14 protein-coding genes and 1 pseudogene are annotated in these 16,432 nt (G+C 70.1%); 12 read left to right on the forward strand and 3 right to left on the reverse strand.

What is annotated here, in order from left to right:
- The first annotated feature begins 27 nt into the window (after positions 1 to 27).
- Together ACIRHA_RS32395 and ACIRHA_RS32400 are read left to right on the forward strand one after the other, a co-directional pair.
- The gene (locus tag ACIRHA_RS32395; protein ID WP_403853272.1) at positions 28 to 882 is read left to right on the forward strand and encodes an alpha/beta fold hydrolase; all 855 of its coding nucleotides are present in this window, start codon (positions 28 to 30) and stop codon (positions 880 to 882) included.
- Positions 882 to 1,829, forward strand: a complete 948-nt coding sequence (locus tag ACIRHA_RS32400) for an alcohol dehydrogenase catalytic domain-containing protein (RefSeq protein WP_403853274.1) — start codon at positions 882 to 884, stop codon at positions 1,827 to 1,829. Before ACIRHA_RS32395 ends, ACIRHA_RS32400 begins: the two co-directional genes overlap by 1 nt.
- A gap of 77 nt (positions 1,830 to 1,906) precedes the next feature.
- Here the strand turns inward: ACIRHA_RS32400 and ACIRHA_RS32405 are convergent, their stop codons facing one another.
- Positions 1,907 to 3,424: an AMP-binding protein gene (locus ACIRHA_RS32405; RefSeq protein WP_403853275.1), complete on the reverse strand. Its 1,518-nt coding sequence runs from the start codon at positions 3,422 to 3,424 to the stop codon at positions 1,907 to 1,909.
- 161 nt (positions 3,425 to 3,585) lie between these two features.
- Here ACIRHA_RS32405 and ACIRHA_RS32410 point away from each other — a divergent pair, with 161 nt between their 5' ends.
- From ACIRHA_RS32410 to ACIRHA_RS32445, 8 genes are all read left to right on the forward strand, one after another.
- The gene (locus ACIRHA_RS32410) at positions 3,586 to 4,827 is read left to right on the forward strand and encodes a Rieske 2Fe-2S domain-containing protein (RefSeq protein ID WP_403853277.1); all 1,242 of its coding nucleotides are present in this window, start codon (positions 3,586 to 3,588) and stop codon (positions 4,825 to 4,827) included.
- Positions 4,828 to 4,942: 115 nt separating this feature from the next.
- Complete coding sequence (locus ACIRHA_RS32415) at positions 4,943 to 6,310, forward strand: M20 family metallopeptidase (protein ID WP_403853279.1); 1,368 nt, start codon at positions 4,943 to 4,945, stop codon at positions 6,308 to 6,310.
- Complete coding sequence (locus ACIRHA_RS32420; RefSeq protein WP_403853281.1) at positions 6,307 to 7,266, forward strand: catechol 1,2-dioxygenase; 960 nt, start codon at positions 6,307 to 6,309, stop codon at positions 7,264 to 7,266. Before ACIRHA_RS32415 ends, ACIRHA_RS32420 begins: the two co-directional genes overlap by 4 nt.
- Positions 7,263 to 8,135 (forward strand): IclR family transcriptional regulator, encoded by an 873-nt coding sequence (locus ACIRHA_RS32425; RefSeq protein ID WP_403853283.1) that lies wholly within the window; start codon positions 7,263 to 7,265, stop codon positions 8,133 to 8,135. The genes ACIRHA_RS32420 and ACIRHA_RS32425 overlap by 4 nt, the downstream gene beginning before the upstream one ends.
- Before the next feature lie 141 nt (positions 8,136 to 8,276).
- Complete coding sequence (locus tag ACIRHA_RS32430; RefSeq protein WP_403853285.1) at positions 8,277 to 9,281, forward strand: NAD(P)/FAD-dependent oxidoreductase; 1,005 nt, start codon at positions 8,277 to 8,279, stop codon at positions 9,279 to 9,281.
- 7 nt (positions 9,282 to 9,288) lie between these two features.
- Complete coding sequence (fdxA, locus tag ACIRHA_RS32435; RefSeq protein ID WP_403853287.1) at positions 9,289 to 9,609, forward strand: ferredoxin; 321 nt, start codon at positions 9,289 to 9,291, stop codon at positions 9,607 to 9,609.
- Complete coding sequence (locus ACIRHA_RS32440) at positions 9,606 to 10,661, forward strand: LLM class flavin-dependent oxidoreductase (RefSeq protein WP_403853289.1); 1,056 nt, start codon at positions 9,606 to 9,608, stop codon at positions 10,659 to 10,661. Before fdxA ends, ACIRHA_RS32440 begins: the two co-directional genes overlap by 4 nt.
- Before the next feature lie 41 nt (positions 10,662 to 10,702).
- Positions 10,703 to 11,506 carry an alpha/beta fold hydrolase gene (locus ACIRHA_RS32445; protein WP_403853291.1) on the forward strand — a complete coding sequence of 268 codons (804 nt, stop codon included), beginning with the start codon at positions 10,703 to 10,705 and terminating at the stop codon, positions 11,504 to 11,506.
- 122 nt (positions 11,507 to 11,628) lie between these two features.
- On the opposite strand, the gene ACIRHA_RS32450 is transcribed toward ACIRHA_RS32445, so the two are convergent.
- Both ACIRHA_RS32450 and ACIRHA_RS32455 read right to left on the reverse strand, forming a co-directional pair.
- Positions 11,629 to 13,179: a tannase/feruloyl esterase family alpha/beta hydrolase gene (locus ACIRHA_RS32450; RefSeq protein WP_403853293.1), complete on the reverse strand. Its 1,551-nt coding sequence runs from the start codon at positions 13,177 to 13,179 to the stop codon at positions 11,629 to 11,631.
- A gap of 725 nt (positions 13,180 to 13,904) precedes the next feature.
- Positions 13,905 to 14,206 (reverse strand): annotated as a pseudogene (locus ACIRHA_RS32455) (transposase); the annotation flags it as partial.
- Between the two features lie 1,053 nt (positions 14,207 to 15,259).
- Here ACIRHA_RS32455 and ACIRHA_RS32460 point away from each other — a divergent pair.
- The gene (locus ACIRHA_RS32460) at positions 15,260 to 15,538 is read left to right on the forward strand and encodes a hypothetical protein (protein WP_403853295.1); all 279 of its coding nucleotides are present in this window, start codon (positions 15,260 to 15,262) and stop codon (positions 15,536 to 15,538) included.
- 180 nt (positions 15,539 to 15,718) lie between these two features.
- On the forward strand, positions 15,719 to 16,372 hold the full coding sequence (locus ACIRHA_RS32465; protein WP_403853297.1) for a hypothetical protein: 654 nt from the start codon (positions 15,719 to 15,721) through the stop codon (positions 16,370 to 16,372).
- Positions 16,373 to 16,432: the final 60 nt, after the last annotated feature.

Below are 16,432 nucleotides of genomic sequence, written 5' to 3' on the forward strand. Positions count from 1 at the left end.
CCCCAACTGCCTTACGGAGCAAGCCCCATGTCGATCTGGACCGAGATCAGCCCGACCCCCTTCCGCGTCGAGTACGTCGACGCCGCCGGAGTCCCCACCCGCGCCCTGCGCGCCGGCGACCCGAACGCCCAGGCCGTCGTCTTCCTGCACGGCACCAGCGGCCACCTGGAGGCCTTCGCGCGCAACATCACCGCGCACGCCGCCTACGACCTGCACGCCATCGACATGCTCGGCCACGGCTACACCGGCAAGCCCGACAAGCCGTACGAGATCGCCGACTACGTCGCCCATCTGCTCGACTACCTGGACGCCGTCGGTGTCGACAGCGCACACATCGTCGGCGAGTCGCTGGGCGGCTGGGTCGGCGCCCGCGCCTCCGTCGAGCACCCTGAGCGGGTGCGCAGCCTCCAACTCCTTTGCTCCGGCGGCACGGTGGCCAACCCCGAGGTGATGGACCGCATCCGCACCAGCACCAAGAAGGCCGTCACCTCCGACGACATCGAGCTGACCCGCAAGCGGATGCGGCTGCTGATGGCCGACGACGCCTCCGCCACCGAGGAACTCGTCGAGGCCCGGCACGCGATCTACCACACGCCGGAGTTCGTCGCGGGCGTCGACAACCTGCTGTCCCTCCAGGACATGGAGCGCCGCAAGCGAAACCTGCTGACCCCCGAGCAGCAGGCCCGGATCACTCAGCCGACCCTGGTGGTGTGGGGCCGCAAGAACCCGTTCGGCGACGTGCCCGAGGCGAAGGCGCTGCACGAGGGCATCCCCGGCTCGCGCCTGGAGCTGTTCGAGGACTGCGGGCACTGGCCGCAGCACGAGCAGGCCGAGCGCTTCAACGCGCTCAGCCTCGAGTTCATCGGCAAGGCGGCCGGCTGATGCGGGCCGTACGGTTCCACGACTGGGGCGCCGCCCCGGTCCTCGACGAAGTGCCCGAGCCGGCCCGCGCGCCGGGAGAGGTTCTCGTCCAGGTCACGGCGGGCGGTGTCTCGCACCTCGATGCCACCGTCGCTTCCGGTGACTTCGAGCTCAAGCCCCAACTCCCCTACGTCGGAGGGGTCGAGGGCGCGGGCACGGTCCTGGAGGCGGACGCCGACTCCGGCCTCGCGCCCGGGACGCAGGTCGTGCTGCGCGGCGGTGGCCTGGGCCTGCTGCGCGACGGAACGTGGGCGGAGCGGGTCAGCGTGAAGCGCAAGGCCGTCACGCCGCTCGCGGCCCCGCTCGACCCGGCCGTGGCGGCGAGTTTCTTCGTCCCGGCCACGACCGCGTACGTGGCTCTGCACGACGTCGCCCGGATCGGCCAGGACGAGAACGTCGTCGTGGTGGGCGCGGCGGGCGCGGTCGGCGCGATGGTGGCGCAGCAGGCGCTGGCCGCGGGCGCCCGGGTGACCGGTGTGGTCGGCCGGGAGGACCAGCTGGCCGATGTGCCGAAGGGGGTGGAGGCCGTGACACTGGAGGGCGCGGCGGACCTCGCCCGGGACCGTGCGGCGTCGCTGCTCGTCGACACGCTCGGCGGCTCCGGCCTCGTCGGCCGCAGCCGGTGGGTGCGGCAGGGCGGTCGCGCCGTCGTCATCGGGTACGTGGCGGGCCCGCACGTCGAGCTCGACCTGCCGAGCTGGCTGCTCGACGAGGTGGCGCTGGTGCCGGTGAACATGATCCGCCAGGAACGCCGGGCCCGGGAGGTCTCCGGCGACCTGGTCCGGCGGCTCTCCGAGGGTGAACTGAGCCTGACGGTCGATGAGTTCGGCCTGGCCGACGCGCCCGCGGCGCTGGACGCGCTGCGGGGCGGGCGAGTGCGGGGACGAGCTGTGCTGCTGCCCGGGTGAGAGCCCGAGGCTGAAGGGCGTGGGAACTGGTCGGAGTTCCCACGCCCTTGTGGAAGGCGTGCGCTGCGCGCGGCATCTCACCGCCCGTCCGGCACAGCCTCCTGGCCGCACCGGTCCCACGTCCCCCCGGTCACCCCTCGCTCCCGCAGCACGGACTTGCGTACCTTGCCGGTTTCCGTGAGCGGCAACGCCGCGACCACGTCCACGTACCGCGGCACCGCGAAGACGGGAAGCTCCCCCGCGCAGTGGCGCGCCACCTCCGCCGCGTCCAGCACTCGGCCCGCACGCGGCACCACCGCCACCATCACCTCGTCCTCGGCGAGCGCCGACGGAACCGGGAACGCGGCCGCCTGAGCGACATCGGGATGTGCTCGCAGCGCGGTCTCGACCTCGTACGACGAGATGTTCTCGCCGCGTCGCCGGATGCAGTCCTTGACACGGTCGACGAAGCGGAACCAGCCGTCGGGCTCGCGGACCACGCGGTCCCCCGTTCGGCGCCACGAGCCGGGCTCCAGTGCGGCGTCCCCCAAGTACCCCGTGGCGAAGGCGTGTTCCCGGTCGGTTCGGACCACGAGTTCCCCGGGGGTTCCGTCCGGCACTTCGGCGAGGTCCGCGTCGACGACCCGCGCCTCGAAGCCGTCGCGCACCGTGCCCATGTAGCCGGGGCGGCAGTCCCGCGGTACGGAGCCGATGACCATGTTGGTCTCCGTGGAACCGAACCCGTCGACGAGCGTCACACCGAAGCGTTCGCGGAACACCTCCCACAGCGGGCCGGGCGTCCCCGGGCCGAGACCGCGCCACGCCCGGTGCGCACGGTCGCCGGGCCCGGGCGGCTGGGCGAGCAGCATCGGCACCATGGCGCCGAGCAGGTACACGCACGTGGCCCCGGTCCCGGCGCCCCGCTGCCAGTGCCGCGAGGCGGAGAACTTGCGGTCCACCACCATGGAGGCGCCCACGGTCATCGCCTGTGCCAGCGTGTTGAGGGCGTTGGTGTGAAACAGGGGCAGACAGGTGTAGAGGGTGTCGTCGGCGGTCAGGCGCAGCGAGTCGGCCACGTTCCGGCCCCACCAGACGAACTGGGCGTGCGGGCAGCGCACGCCGCGTGCCGGCCCCGTGGTGCCGGAGGTGAACAGGACGGCGGCCGTGTCCTGTGGCCGGGACGGGTGCGGGGTGAGCGCCTCCTCGACGCCTGGGACGGGTGCCTGCGGCGAACCGGTCACCCATACGTCGCCCGCGTACTCCACCGCCTCCACCCGCTCGGCGAATTCCTCGTCGACATACAGGAATTGGGGCTTCGACTCGTCCAGTGCGTGCCGCAGCAGCCGCCCGTGCAGCGCGGTGTTGAGCGGGACCACGACCGCGCCGAGCCAGGCGCAGCCGAGGACCAGATCGATCAGTTCGACGCGGTTGGGGAGCAGCGCGGCGACGTGGTCGCCGGGTCGGCAGCCGCGGGCCGCGAGCGCGCCGGCCATGGTGGCTGCGGCGGTACGTGTCTGGGCGTAGGTGCGCCGGGTCCCGTCGACGGTGAGGAAGGTCCGCTCGCCGTGGTGCGCGGCGGCCGCGTCGACGAGGCCGGGAATCGTCATGCGGTTCATGAGCGGATGGTGTCCACTCGCCGCGGCCCCCTCAAGGTCGCTGGTTCGCTGACCGGTCCGCGCAGGCCCGGTCCGTTCACCGGAACAGGTTCATAGGCGGGGGGCCGGACTCCGTCGGATGCTCGTGCCGCACACCCACTTGAGCAGGAGGCCACGACGAGATGACGACGAGCGAACGATCCCCCGCCGTGAAGAAAGCCGCCGAGAAGCAGCCCGCCAAGGCGCGCCGCGCATCCGACGACAAGATCGGCCGGCAGGACTGGTCGTCCTGGCCCCACTACGATGCGGCGGCGTCCGGCTTCCGCGGCTACTGGTATCCGGTCACCTGGGCCAGCCACATCACCGGCGACCCCAAGCCGTTCACGCTGTGCGGCGAGAAGATCACGCTGATCCGTGACAGCGGAAAGGTGTACGCGCTGCACAACCGCTGTCCGCACCGCGGCGTGCCGCTGTCCGAGGGCAACCAGCAGTTCCCCGGCACCGTCAGCTGCCCGTACCACGGCTGGACCTTCGACCTGCCCACCGGCAAGCTGTCCGCGGTCATCACCGACGGCCCCGGCTGCCGTCTGACGGGCAAGCTGGGCGTGCGCACGTACGCCGTCGAGGAACGGCTCGGCATGGTCTGGGTGTACATGCCGGTCGCCGACGAGGAGGCGCCCCCGATCGACGAGCAGCTCCCCGAGGAGCTGGTGTCCAACGCCTTCGTGATGGGCGGCCGCCTCGAGCCGCGCGGCGGCAACTGGCGCTTCGCCTGCGAGAACGGCTTCGACGAGGGGCACGCCAAGTACCTGCACCGCACTGCCCTCTGGCGGCTGGTCAAGCCGATGCCGACCTGGAACATCACCAGGATCGTGCCGCAGGACCGCTGGATCTACCGCGTGCAGGACGAGGTCTACTGGGAGGCCGACTTCCCGGGCGTGGGCAAGTGGTCCAACAAGCGGTGGTGGAAGAAACAGCCGCCCAAGGAGACGTTCAACCTCGGCAACACCGGCAAGTCCGACAAGGTCGACCCGGTGATCGAGGCCCAGAACTTCCCCGGCTTCGCGTCACTGACGATGCCGGGCATGCTGCGGATCGCCTACCCCAATTTCATCCACTACGAGTTCTACGTTCCGATCGACGAAGACCACCACATGTACGTCGGCGTGATGGTCAACTTCAAGCAGGGCTGGGACACGCTCCGCTTCTACGGCAAGTACCTCGGCGCCATCCGCTGGCTGTTCCACGGCCAGTTCTCCGGCCAGGACAAGTGGATGGTCGACGTGACCGACGCGCCGCCGGAGAAGCTGTACCGCCCCGACGTGTCACTGACCTCCTGGCGCAACCTCAGCGAGGAGGAGTACGGCAAGAAGCTCGCCGCGGTCGGTGTCACCGACCCCACCACCACGGAAACGGAGGCCTGATCATGGCCCGCACCCTCTTCAAGATCCTGCTCGGCGTCGCCGTCGCGGTGGCGCTCCCCCGTGCCAAGCAGCGGTTCGCGCAGACGACGATGACCCAGGTCCACCGGGTCAACCAGTGAGCGGCGCCGACGAGTTGGACGGCCTCTCCGGTCTCGACGAGCAGCGTCGCGGCTGGGTGTCGGAGACGTGGAAGCACGTCACCGAGGAACGGCTGCGCGAGCTGATCGTGGGCCTGGTCGGTGTCCCCAGTCCGACCGGTGACGAGCGGCCGCTGGCGGAACACATCACGGGGACGCTCGCATCGGCCGGCCTGCGCGCGCACTGTCAGCCGCTCGACGCCCGGCAGGCGAACGCCTGGGCCCGCCTCGAGGGCGACGGTACCGGGCCCGACCTGATGCTGTACGCGCCCATCGACACGTTCACCGTGGGAGAGGAGAGCGAGGACGTTCCGTGGGCCGGTCCGAAGCTGCGGGAGGACATGCGTCCCGAGGCGACGGTCTACGACGACCTGGTGACCGGTCTTGGCGCCTCCAACCCCAAGGGCCACGCGGCCTGCGTGATGATGGCCGCCGAGGCGATCGCGCTCGCCGGGGTGCCGCTCACGGGGGATCTGGTGGCCGCGTTCGGCGCGGGCGGCATGCCGACCAACGCCCGGCCCGGCAGCGACCGGCTCAACACCGGTCAGGGCGTGGGCTGTTCCTTCCTCCTGGAACAGGGCGTGTGGACGGACTACGCGGTCATCGCCAAGCCGGGGTGGACCGTGTCGTGGGACGAGGTCGGCCTGGTGTGGTTCGAGGTGACGGTGCACGGCACCCACACCTACGTGGGTTCGCGCCACCGGCTCCCGTACGACAACGCGATCAGCCGCGCCGGCGACGTCGTACGACACCTGGAGCAGTGGTTCACCGAGTACGCGAAGCGGCACACCGGCGGCACGGTCGCGCCCCAGGGCGTCGTCTCGTCGGTGCGCGGCGGCTGGCCCCGACTGGCCGCCGCCACTCCGGCGGCCTGCACACTGCGCGTGGACCTGCGGATCGCGCCGGAGACCACCCCGATGCAGGCGAAGCGTGAATTCACCGCCGCTCTGCAGGAGTTGCGGCAGTCGACGCCGGGGCTCGACGCGACGGCGGAGATGATCCTGGCGATTCCCGGCACCTCCACGAGCCGCGAGAGCTGGGTCTTCCGCAGCGCGGTCGCCGGGTGGGAGGCCCTTGAGGGGCACCCGCACGAGGTGGTGACCGGGAACAGCGGTGCCACCGACGCCAACATCCTGCGCGGGCGGGGCATCCCGACGGTCCGCGTCGGCATGCCGAAGGTCACCGACGCGCCGTTCGACATCGACTTCACCCGCGGCATGAACACCGTCTCCGTAACGGAGATGCAGAAGCTGACCCGTCATCTGATCCGTACGGCGGTCGACACCGTCACCCGTTCCCGTGCGGACTGCGATGCCGCCCCGGAGCCGGAAGGAGCTACGGCATGAGCGAGATCGTGCTCGGCGTGGGGGCCTCCCACAGCACGCTGATGAACACCCACTGGGAGGAGACCCTCCACAAGGACCGCGCCGAACGCTTCCGCGACGCGCTCGGCACGGCCCGCGACGAGCTGGCCAGAACCCGGCCCGACACCGTCGTCCTGATCGGCTCCAACCACTTCCGCGGGTTCTGGCTCGACCTGATCCCGCCGTTCACCCTCGGTGTCGGGGAGTGCGTCGCGAGCGGTGAGTCCGGGACGCCGAAGGGCCCGCAGCCGGTCGATGTGCCGCTCGCGCAGCACATCGCCGACTCGCTGGTGGAGAGCGGGCGGTTCGATCCGGCGTTCTCCGCCCGGCTCCAGATCGACCACGGGCAGTCGCACGCCATCCAGTACCTGCTCGACGGGCTCGACGTGGAGATCGTGCCGCTGGTCGTGAACGTCTTCGCGCATCCGCTGCCGACGCTGGAGCGATGTCAGGAACTCGGGCGCGCCATCCGCGAGGCCGTGCTCGCCTTCCCCGGCGACCGGCGCGTCGCCGTGGTCGGCTCGGGCGGACTCTCGCACCGGCTGCCCTGGCCGGACTGGCGCGAACCGCACGGCGACGACGAGGAGTTCATGGTCGGCGCCTGGCTCAACGGGCGCAACAACTGGCAGGACTACGACAAGCGCCGCCGCGAGATCATCCGGGCCGCCGAGGCCTCCCTCACCCCGGAGTTCGACGACGAGTTCCTCACCCTGCTGGAACGTGGCGAGGCCCACCGTCTCACCGCGTACACGACGGAGGAACTGGAGAAGGTCGCGGGCAACGGCGCGCAGGAGCTGCGCACTTGGCTGCTGATGGCCGCCGCCCTCGACCACGCGCCCGCCCGGCGGCTGGCCTACGAGCCGATGCCCGAGTGGCTCACCGGAATGGGCGTGGCGGTCATCGACCCGGCCGCCGTGGACGCGGGGCAGTCGGCATGAGCGCGGCGGCCGGAGCACCGACGGCCGACCGCCGCCCGGGGCACACCGCGCCTTCCGGGTTCGTGCTCTCCGCGCGGCCGAACTCGGCGCGGGCGGAGGCCGATCCGGGCGGTGGTGCCGAGGAAGCGGGCGGCGCCGACGCGATGAACTCCGTTCTGGGAAAGGTCCGTCCGATCCTGGAGGCCTTCACCTCCGACGACGCCGCGCTCTCGCTGGCCGAGCTGGTGCGCCGGTCGGGCGCGGCCAAGGCCACGGTGCACCGGCTGGCCCAGGAGCTCGTCACCTGGGGGCTGTTGGAGCGCGAGGGCTGCGACTACCGGCTCGGTCTGCGGTTGTTCGAGCTGGGGCAGCGGGTGCACCGGCAGCGCATCCTGCGCGAGGCCGTGCAGCCGTACATGGAGGATCTCCTCCTGATCACCCGGGAGACCATCCACTTCGCCATCCCCGACAGCCTGGACGTCCTCTACCTGGACAAGATCTTCCCGCATCGCGGGCTGAACGCCGAGTCCCGGGTGGCGGGCCGACTGCCGCTGTACTGCACGGGCACCGGCAAGGCGATCCTCGCGTACTCGCCGCCTTCGCTCTTCGTCGACGTGGTCCGGGGCGGCCTCAAGCCGATCACCCGGCACACGGTGATCTCACCGGGCCGCCTGCGCGCCCAGCTCGACCGGATCCGGGAGGAGGGCATCGTCCTGGAGGCCGAGGAGATCAGACTCGGTTACGCGAGCCTGGCCGTCCCGGTGTTCGCCGGGGGCACCACCCTGGTGGGCTCGATGTCCATCACGGCGCCCACCTACCGGATGGACGCGGCGGGGTACGCGACGGCGCTACGGACCGCCGCGCTGGGCATCGGCCGGTCGCTCGCATAGCCGCGCCGCCTCGCACGCACGCGATGGGGCCCGCCGTCCGGCGGGCCCCTCGCCATGTCGTGGGACATGTCCGCCGGGACCGTCCTACTCACCGGAACGACTCCGTAGGGGGAACCACTCCCCCGTTCCTACGCTCACCACATGAGCCAACTCACCGACGACACCGACGTCCTGACCACCGACGTCCTGATCATCGGCGCCGGTCCGGCGGGCCTGTACGGCGCGTACTACGCCGGGTTCCGCGGACTGACCGTCACCGTCATGGACGTCCTTCCACAGCTCGGCGGGCAGATCAGCGCGATGTACCCCGAGAAGCCGATCTTCGACATCGCCGGCTTCCTGTCCGTGCGCGGCCGGGACCTGGTGGACGGTCTCGTCGCCCAGGCCGAGCCGTACTCCCCCCACTACCTCCTGGGCCACCGGGCCGCCGAGCTGACGCACGACGCCGACGGGCTGCCGGTCGTCCGCAGCGACCAGGGGGCGACGGTGCACGCCAAGGCGGTCGTCATCACCGGCGGCGTCGGGACGTTCACCCCGCGCCCGCTGCCCGCCGGCGAGGAGTTCCTCGGGCGCGGCCTGGAGTACTTCGTGCCGGACCCGTCCGTACACGCGGACCGCGACGTGCTGGTCGTCGGCGGCGGTGACAGCGCCTTCGACTGGGCGGCGCTGCTCGCCCCGATGGCCCGCTCGGTCACCCTCGTGCACCGCACGGCCCGCTTCCGTGCCCACGCGGCGTCCGTCGAGAAGGTCCGCGACCTCGGCGTCGAGATCGTCACCGACAGCGAGGTCAGCCGGCTCGTCGGCGCCGACCGGGTCGAGCGGGCCGAGGTCCGGCACCGTGTCACGAAGGAGACCCGCCTCGTCCCGGCCGGCACCGTCGTCGCCGCGCTCGGCTTCCTCGCCGACCTCGGCCCGTTGCAGCACTGGGGCCTCGACCTGGAGGCCCGCAAGATCACCGTAGACACCCACATGGCGACCAACCTGCCCAGGGTGTTCGCCGCGGGTGACATCACCGACTACCCCGGCAAGGTCCGCCTGATCTCGGTCGGCTTCGGCGAGGCCGCCACCGCCGTGAACAACGCGGCCACCGTCATCGACCCGGAGGCGGCCCTGTTCCCCGGCCACTCCACCGAGAAGGAGCACTGAGCACACCATGGCGTACGTCATCGGATCGTCCTGCGTCGACATCATGGACCGGTCCTGCATGGAGGAGTGCCCGGTCGACTGCATCTACGAGGGCGAGCGCAAGCTCTACATCAACCCCATGGAGTGCATCGACTGCGGCGCCTGCGAAGTCGCCTGTCCGGAGCAGGCGATCACCGTCGACCGCAAGGCTGACCCGGATTTCCGTGAGGACAACCGGCGCTTCTTCGTCGAGATCCTCCCCGGCCGCGACGCCGCGCTCGGCTCCCCGGGCGGGGCGACGCCGCTGGGCCCGGTGGGCGTCGACACCCCGATGGTGAGCGCCCGTTGAGCACGGGCGCACGCAACGCGGAGGAAGCCCGTGTGACGGTCGGCGTCCGCATCCCGCCCTGCGACCGCGCCGACCGGATCACCGCGACCGTGCGTCGGGCGGAGCAACTCGGCTTCGACGCCGCGTGGTTCCCGGACTCGCAGCTGCTGTGGCGCGACGTGTTCACCACCCTCACCGCCGCCGCGCTCGGCACCGAACGGATCGGCCTGGGCACGGCGGTCACCAACCTGGTGACCCGCCACCCCGCCGTCGTCGCCTCCGCGGCCCGCAGTGTCGCCGAACTGGCCCCGGGCCGCTTCACCCTCGGCCTCGGCGTGGGCAACAGCTCGGTCGGGCCGGTCGGCCTGCGCCAGAGCAGGACGGGCGAGATGCGCGACGGCCTCGCCCTGCTGCGCACCCTCCTGAAGGGCGACGAGCACGACTTCACGGGCCCCGCGGGAACGGTCCGCTCCCGGCTGCGCGATCCGCGGCCCGAAGTACCCCTGCATCTCGCGGCGAGCGGGCCGCGGAATCTGCGGCTGGCCGGGGAGGCGGCCGACGGCGCCATCCTCCTCAGCGGCGTCTCACCGCGCACTCTGGCGGGCGCCACGGCGCGGGTGCACGAGGGCGAGCGGGCGGCGGGGCGCCCGGCGGGAACCGTACCCATCACCGTGTCCGCGTACTGCGAGGTCACCGACGACATCGAGGCGGCGGCCCGCCGCGTCAAGCCCATCTGCGCCTCGATCGCCCAGAACGGCGGCGCCCCGTTCCTCGCCCTCGCCGGCATCGACGTCGCCGTGCCCGAGGTCGTAGGGGGCGTGTACCCGGACCTGGTGCACGCCGAGGACTGGGACGCCGCCGTGCGGGTCGCGTCCGCGTGGGTGGACGACGCGGCGGCGCTGCGGTTCGCCGAGGAGTTCTGCCTGTTCGGCACGGCCGACGACATCACACGGCGGCTGCGCGCCCTGCACGCCGACGGTGTCAGCGGGGTGTTCCTGCAACACGTGGGCTCCTACGACCCGCCCACCGACCTCATCGAAACGGTCGGCGCCTCGGTGCTGCCGGCCCTGTGAACGGCCCATCGACGGCCGCGTTCAACGGAATCGAGGCACACATGACGGACACCACGCACACCAACGTGCTGAAGAAGGGCTACGCGCGCAGTCGCTTCGGGCAGTTGCACTACGCCGAGTGCGGCACCGGCGAACCGGTGCTGCTGCTCCACCAGACGCCCCGCTCCTGGACGGAGTACCTCGACGTTCTCCCCCTGGTCGGGGCCCGGTTCCGGGCGATCGCCATGGACACCGTGGGCTACGGGGCGTCCGCGAAGCCCACCGGGCCGCACACCATCGAACGCTTCGCGGACGGTGTCACCGACCTCGTCGAGGCGCTCGGCTTCGACCGGTTCCACCTGGTCGGGCATCACACCGGCGGGGTGATCGCCGTCGAGGTGGCGGCCCGCTTCCGGGACCGGGTGGCCAGCCTGACGCTCTCCGGGACACCGTTCGTCGACGACGAGAAGCGCACCGGCCCCCACGGCAAGGTCGACCACGTCGACCCGGCACCCGACGGAACCCACCTGCGGGAGCTGTGGGACAACCGGCGCCGCTTCTACCGGCCGGGCGAGGAAGCGCCCCTGGGCCGGTACGTCATCGACGCACTCACCGTCCTCGACCGCGTGGAGGAGGGCCACGAGGCGATCCGCCGCTACGCCATGGAACCCCGCCTGCCGAGGATCACCGCACGCACCCTCGCGGTGTGCGCCCCCAATGACACGTACTCCCGGCCGTCGTTGGCGAAGTTCGCGGCGACACTCGGCTGTCCGACCAGGGTCCTGTCGGACGGCCATGTGGCGGCGCCGGAGCAGATACCGCAGGAGTTCGCCGCCACCGTCGTGGAGTGGGCCTCCGGCGGCTGATCCGGCGCGGAGACGAGCGGCGGTGCAACGCCCGAAGCCGACGCCGCGGGCCCGGCGGAGGACCGGGCCCGCTCAGGAGACCGAGGTCGGCCACACACCGCCGCGGAGCGCGGCCGACCGGATCATCGCTGTTGCTGCCGTGCCACGTCCGCGGCGAAATCCGCCCAGTCGTCCGCACACCGGAAGTTGCCCGCTTCCGAGGCCGGCCCGGACCCGTCGTAGCGGGCCACCTGCGGGTAGGGGCACAGCGGCCGTGTCATCGAGACACCGTTCTCGGGACGGTCCGCCACGTACTTGGTGGCCACCATCTTCTTCGGAGCGATCCCCCGCTCGACCCAGTTCCTGACGGCGGACAGCGCGTCGAAGGAATTGGGGCCCGGGCCACCCGTCACGTGCCCACCGCCGGGAACCATGAACAGCCGGTAGAACTGCTGGACACCGCGGAGCGACGAGCGGGCGTCGGAGCCACCGTGGTCGAGCAGGACCTGGTGGTAGTACTCGATGGGCAGCGTCGCCGCCTGGTAGTCGTCGCTCCACCCCTGGGTCATGATGAGCTTGCCTCCACGCGCCGCGAAGCGCGAGAGGTCAGTGCGCGTCGCGTCGATCCCGGGCGCCAGCTTCTTCTCCACCAGGGCCGCGTCCTTGTCGAAGTCGAAGGTGCGCCAGTCCCAGTTCGCGTCGTGGAAGACGGCCCGGCCGAACAACGCCTGCGGGTAGGACACCAGTTGCGGGTCCTCCGCCGCGTAGTGCCAGGCGGATTCGCTGCCGTAGGAGAATCCCGGATACAGCTGTTCACCGGTCCGTGGGTTGGATACCGGAGCGTAGATCCGTTCGGCTGTCGCGATCTGGGCGGCGGTCAGGCATCCGTCGCTCCGGTCGCCCTTGCACCGCAGCCGCTCCAGGGGGAATCCGCAGTCGCGCGGGTCGTTGAGGAACGGATCTCCCGGTACTCCGTCGCGGCCTGCGCACGCCTCCAGGACCGCATCGCCGAGCAGCTTGCGACTGTCCTCGTCGAGCGCGCCGTCCGGGTGTTCCGCGAGGTGCTGCGAGGCCCACAGGACCGCCATCATGACGTGGCTGTAGTCCATCCCGGGGCTCTTCGAGACAATCCCGTCGTAGTCGTCCGGGTAGTACTGCGCCTCGATCATGCCTTGCCGGCCGCCGGTGGATCCGCCCACGAAGTATGAGTACTTCGGCCCCGCGCCGTAGCGTTCCGCGAGGATCTCCTTCGCGCGCACCGTCATCAGATGAATCGACGTCCGCCCCCACATCCGGAGTCGGGCCGGGTCGCTGATCCAGGAGTTCGCCGTGTCGGACGCCGAATGTCCGGTGTCCGTGGACACCGCCGCGTACCCCGCGGTGAGGGCAGGGGCCATCGCCGAGTAGCTGATCTGCCCGGCAAAACCACCGTTGCCGACGCCCTGGAGTCGCCGGTTCCAGGAAGTGGCGGGCAGCCAGACCTCGAACGTGAGGCTGGGAGCGATCCTCGCGGTCACGCGGCAGAACGCGGGCAGGTCCCGATAGGTCTTCCCGTCGGGAGCCTTGTAGTCGCCGCGAGGCACGTTCCGCGCCGCCGTGATCTCGGTGTCCGGCAGCGAGAGTTTCGTGAGGGCGGAGCATGAACGAGCGGGGTGCGCGGCCGCGTTCGCGGCGGCGCTGGTGACACCTGACATGTGGAGAACAAGCAGAGCGCAGCTCACCGTCGCCACCCGTAGGCGCGCGAGGTGCGCCGGCCCCTTCGATCGTCGCAGAAGTGCCATGGCTCCTCTTCATGGATGTCCTTCACTCGACGGCAGCGGCTGCCCGTTCGAGTTCAGGGCGGGATGCTTGCGAACCCGCACGATGCCCGCAAGGCAGCCGGTCCGTTCATCGGACCTCTCGCCCCGCCCATTGCCTTCTGAGTAGAGCCCGAAGTGGGCTCGTGACCTCCGGGCCGGTATAGCTCCTCGCCCCTGTCGTTGATGATCCGGGGGCTGCCGCCGAGCGGGCCCGCCGCAGCCACCATCTCGCCGAGCCGGAGAACCGCCTGATCGTCCGCCGGCTGGAGCGGGAGTGGGAACAGGCCCTGGCCGAACAGCAGCGGCTGACCGAGGAGCACGACCGCTTTACCCGCTCCAGCCCAAAGACGCTCACCGCGGCCGAGCGGCAGACGATCACCGACCTGGCCGGCGACATCGACGGACTGTGGCACGCCGGCAGTACGACCACGACGGACCGCAAAGAGATCGTCCGGGCCGTCGTGGAAAAGGTCGAAGTGACGGTGATGGGGACCAGCGAACAGGTGCGGGCCCGGATCGTCTGGGCCGGCGGAGCCGACACCACTGACACCTTCGTACGACCGGTCCAGGCCCTGGACCAGCTCAGTTACTACCTGCAACTGGCCGCACGGATCCGGGAACCGGCCGGCTTGGTTGCGCTCGACGACTTCCACGTCGATGCCTGTCTTCTGCCCGTGATCGATGACGGCGGACTTGAACCCCTGGTCCACCAGGGCCCTGTGCACCGTGTCGGTGTCGGCGGCGACCTCGTCCAGCAAGGCGATGCCGGCGGCGTTGTCATGCGCGGACGCAGCCAACACCACTACCGCGATCACCAGACCAAGAACATCAACTGCCAGGCCGCGCTTGCGGCCCGGGACTTCTTGCCGCGCCCCTTCCGGGTGGTACCGGCGGGCACCCCAGCAGCCGCGTGCAGGCTCTGTCACCGGGCCTGAGGCCCGCCACTACTACGTCATCGCCACCCAGCGGGAACGCCGACTCCCGAATCGTGGCCTATGGCACCTCACTTTCAACGAGCAAACTGGCGTCACTGTGACAAGGCGTCGCCTTGTCTAAATAGGGGAGGCGAGAGGCGGGGTGGTCCGAAATTTACAGCCATTGAAACAAAGGGGGTGGATGCTACCCTTTTACGACTGCATGAAAACCCTGGCGCTGCCCCATATGTAAGGAGGAGGAAGTGTTCCTCGCGTCCAACCCCACCCCCTCCGAGGCGGTGCGAATATTTGGCACCCTCCTGGGAGGGGCGGTCGGCGGAGTGCTCGGCTCATCAATATCCACTCAATTCGGCCTGCTAGACCCGACGGCTCTCGGGGCGGGTGGAGTGGTCCTTGGAGCTCCAGCGGGATATTTTCTCGGCAAGTGCATCGTCCGGTTTTTGAAGCGATACATCGATGTCGACCGCCCCGCCTGGGGGCCCCACTAAGTGGGCGCTCCTGCCAGGACTGCCGCGACCGATTTCCTCAGGAATGACGGAATTCAACACAGTTCTCAATCTGAATGCCTGCCGCTGGCGAACCGTTGAGGCCGTCGGCGAAGCCATAGCCTTTCAGTCAACCTCATCGCTGGGCGAATGGCACGCAGAACTCACGCGCGAGCTTGAGCCGAGCGCCACGCCGCGCTCAGCTCATGGCTCGCTTTGCGCAGGGCGTACACCGGGGCCTTCGCGGCTGCCAATACCTGTGTCCTGGAATACGCAGGTCCTCCGGGTGGGCCTTGGGGCTATGGATTCGCCGGTGCCGCCTCTTGCGGTGCAGGCATGTGGGCGGGCAGCCACGGGGTTCCTACGTCTACGTGAGGGAGCACTGCGGCCGCCCCCCTGCATCGCGCGGGAGAACAACGCACCTCAACGGTAAGTTACCATCGCAAGGTGGTTAATAGCGGCAAAAGGTGCATCTGGGTCACCGGCCGGGTGGCGGGCTTGGCGCTCGCCACCCGTTTGCTGCACGTTTGTACCGCGTATTTGGAGGAGACCGCGATGGACCACCGCATCCGACGACTTGCGATATTTATAGTGCTTATCGCCGCTCTAGGACTTATTGCCATTCTTGCGGGAATTTCAGACGGCGACTGGGAGGGCTTCGGTCTTGGGGCGGCGATGATCGTGTGCGTGTGTGGTCTCATCGTGACGATTGTTCGCCGAGCCGGGGGAATGGAAGCCTCTCTTCCAATGCGTGAGGGAAAGCGTCGCATTCCAGTTCATCGGCGCATCCTTAATCGATGGAATAGTGATCGCGCTCATCGACGCGGCGCCTGATTTATCGGCGGACAACCTCTGTATTACCGAGGCAAGCCGCCCGGCTCGAAGTGCCGGCCGGAAATGAAGACGGCTCGTGGTTCGCTCAACCTCGGGCCACCGCGTGACCTCCGGGCTGTGGGCAATGAAACGCAAAGAGGTGCCCGCTGACCTGGCGGATTCCGCGGTCAGCTGTGCAGCGTGGAGGACCCCAACGGACATACGACGTCCTTCACCTATGACGATCAGGGCAACCTGGCCAAGGCCACGCCCCCGGACCCGCGCGGCGAGACCAGCTACACCTACGACGAGCTGGGCCGCCCGATCACGACCACCGACGGCCGCGGGGTGACGGTGAACTTCACCTACGACGGGCACGACCGGCCGGTGAAGACGACTCCCAGACCGTGCTCACCTACACCGCCGAAGGCAACGTCGAATCGTACGAGGACCCGGCAGGCAAGGCGACCTACGACTACGACGAGCTCAACAACCTCACCGATGACGACGAGTCCGGTCTTCACACCCTTGGCGCAGCGATCCACCGCACTCGTGTCGAGCCGGCCGCCAAGACTACCCACCGCCACTCCGGCCGTGGCCAAACTTCCGCCAACCGCGCACAACGGCACCTCCCCACAGTCAAGTTGCCCTGCCTACCCCTCGCCACCCGCCCCCACCTGCACCGCAGCCCCCGGACTCGTTCACCGGAGCGCCCCGTCAAGTCCGCTACCGGACCGGCACGTTACGGCGACTCCAGCGGCCCGCATGCAGCACGAGGTGACAGCCCCTCAGCCCGTCCGCAAAGAGCCCGCAAAGTCCGATCACACAACTGCCCCTCGCGGCACATCCGTGTAAAGGTCATCCAAGTCACCTCTCGCTCCCACGTCACCGTAGCCGCGGGCCGGAGCCGGTCAG

The organism is Streptomyces sp. NPDC102360, assembly GCF_044766085.1.
Taxonomy (GTDB): Bacteria; Actinomycetota; Actinomycetes; order Streptomycetales; family Streptomycetaceae; genus Streptomyces.

What these genes read in the sequence shown, in the direction of transcription:
- ACIRHA_RS32430 (WP_403853285.1), top strand. Translation starts at nt 8,277, where the DNA reads ATGAGCCAACTCACCGACGACACCGACGTCCTGACCACCGACGTCCTG.
- ACIRHA_RS32450 (WP_403853293.1), bottom strand. Translation starts at nt 13,179, where the DNA reads ATGTCAGGTGTCACCAGCGCCGCCGCGAACGCGGCCGCGCACCCCGCT.
- ACIRHA_RS32420 (WP_403853281.1), top strand. Translation starts at nt 6,307, where the DNA reads ATGAGCGAGATCGTGCTCGGCGTGGGGGCCTCCCACAGCACGCTGATG.
- ACIRHA_RS32410 (WP_403853277.1), top strand. Translation starts at nt 3,586, where the DNA reads ATGACGACGAGCGAACGATCCCCCGCCGTGAAGAAAGCCGCCGAGAAG.
- ACIRHA_RS32425 (WP_403853283.1), top strand. Translation starts at nt 7,263, where the DNA reads ATGAGCGCGGCGGCCGGAGCACCGACGGCCGACCGCCGCCCGGGGCAC.
- ACIRHA_RS32405 (WP_403853275.1), bottom strand. Translation starts at nt 3,424, where the DNA reads ATGAACCGCATGACGATTCCCGGCCTCGTCGACGCGGCCGCCGCGCAC.
- ACIRHA_RS32395 (WP_403853272.1), top strand. Translation starts at nt 28, where the DNA reads ATGTCGATCTGGACCGAGATCAGCCCGACCCCCTTCCGCGTCGAGTAC.
- ACIRHA_RS32400 (WP_403853274.1), top strand. Translation starts at nt 882, where the DNA reads ATGCGGGCCGTACGGTTCCACGACTGGGGCGCCGCCCCGGTCCTCGAC.
- ACIRHA_RS32445 (WP_403853291.1), top strand. Translation starts at nt 10,703, where the DNA reads ATGACGGACACCACGCACACCAACGTGCTGAAGAAGGGCTACGCGCGC.
- fdxA (WP_403853287.1), top strand. Translation starts at nt 9,289, where the DNA reads ATGGCGTACGTCATCGGATCGTCCTGCGTCGACATCATGGACCGGTCC.
- ACIRHA_RS32460 (WP_403853295.1), top strand. Translation starts at nt 15,260, where the DNA reads ATGGACCACCGCATCCGACGACTTGCGATATTTATAGTGCTTATCGCC.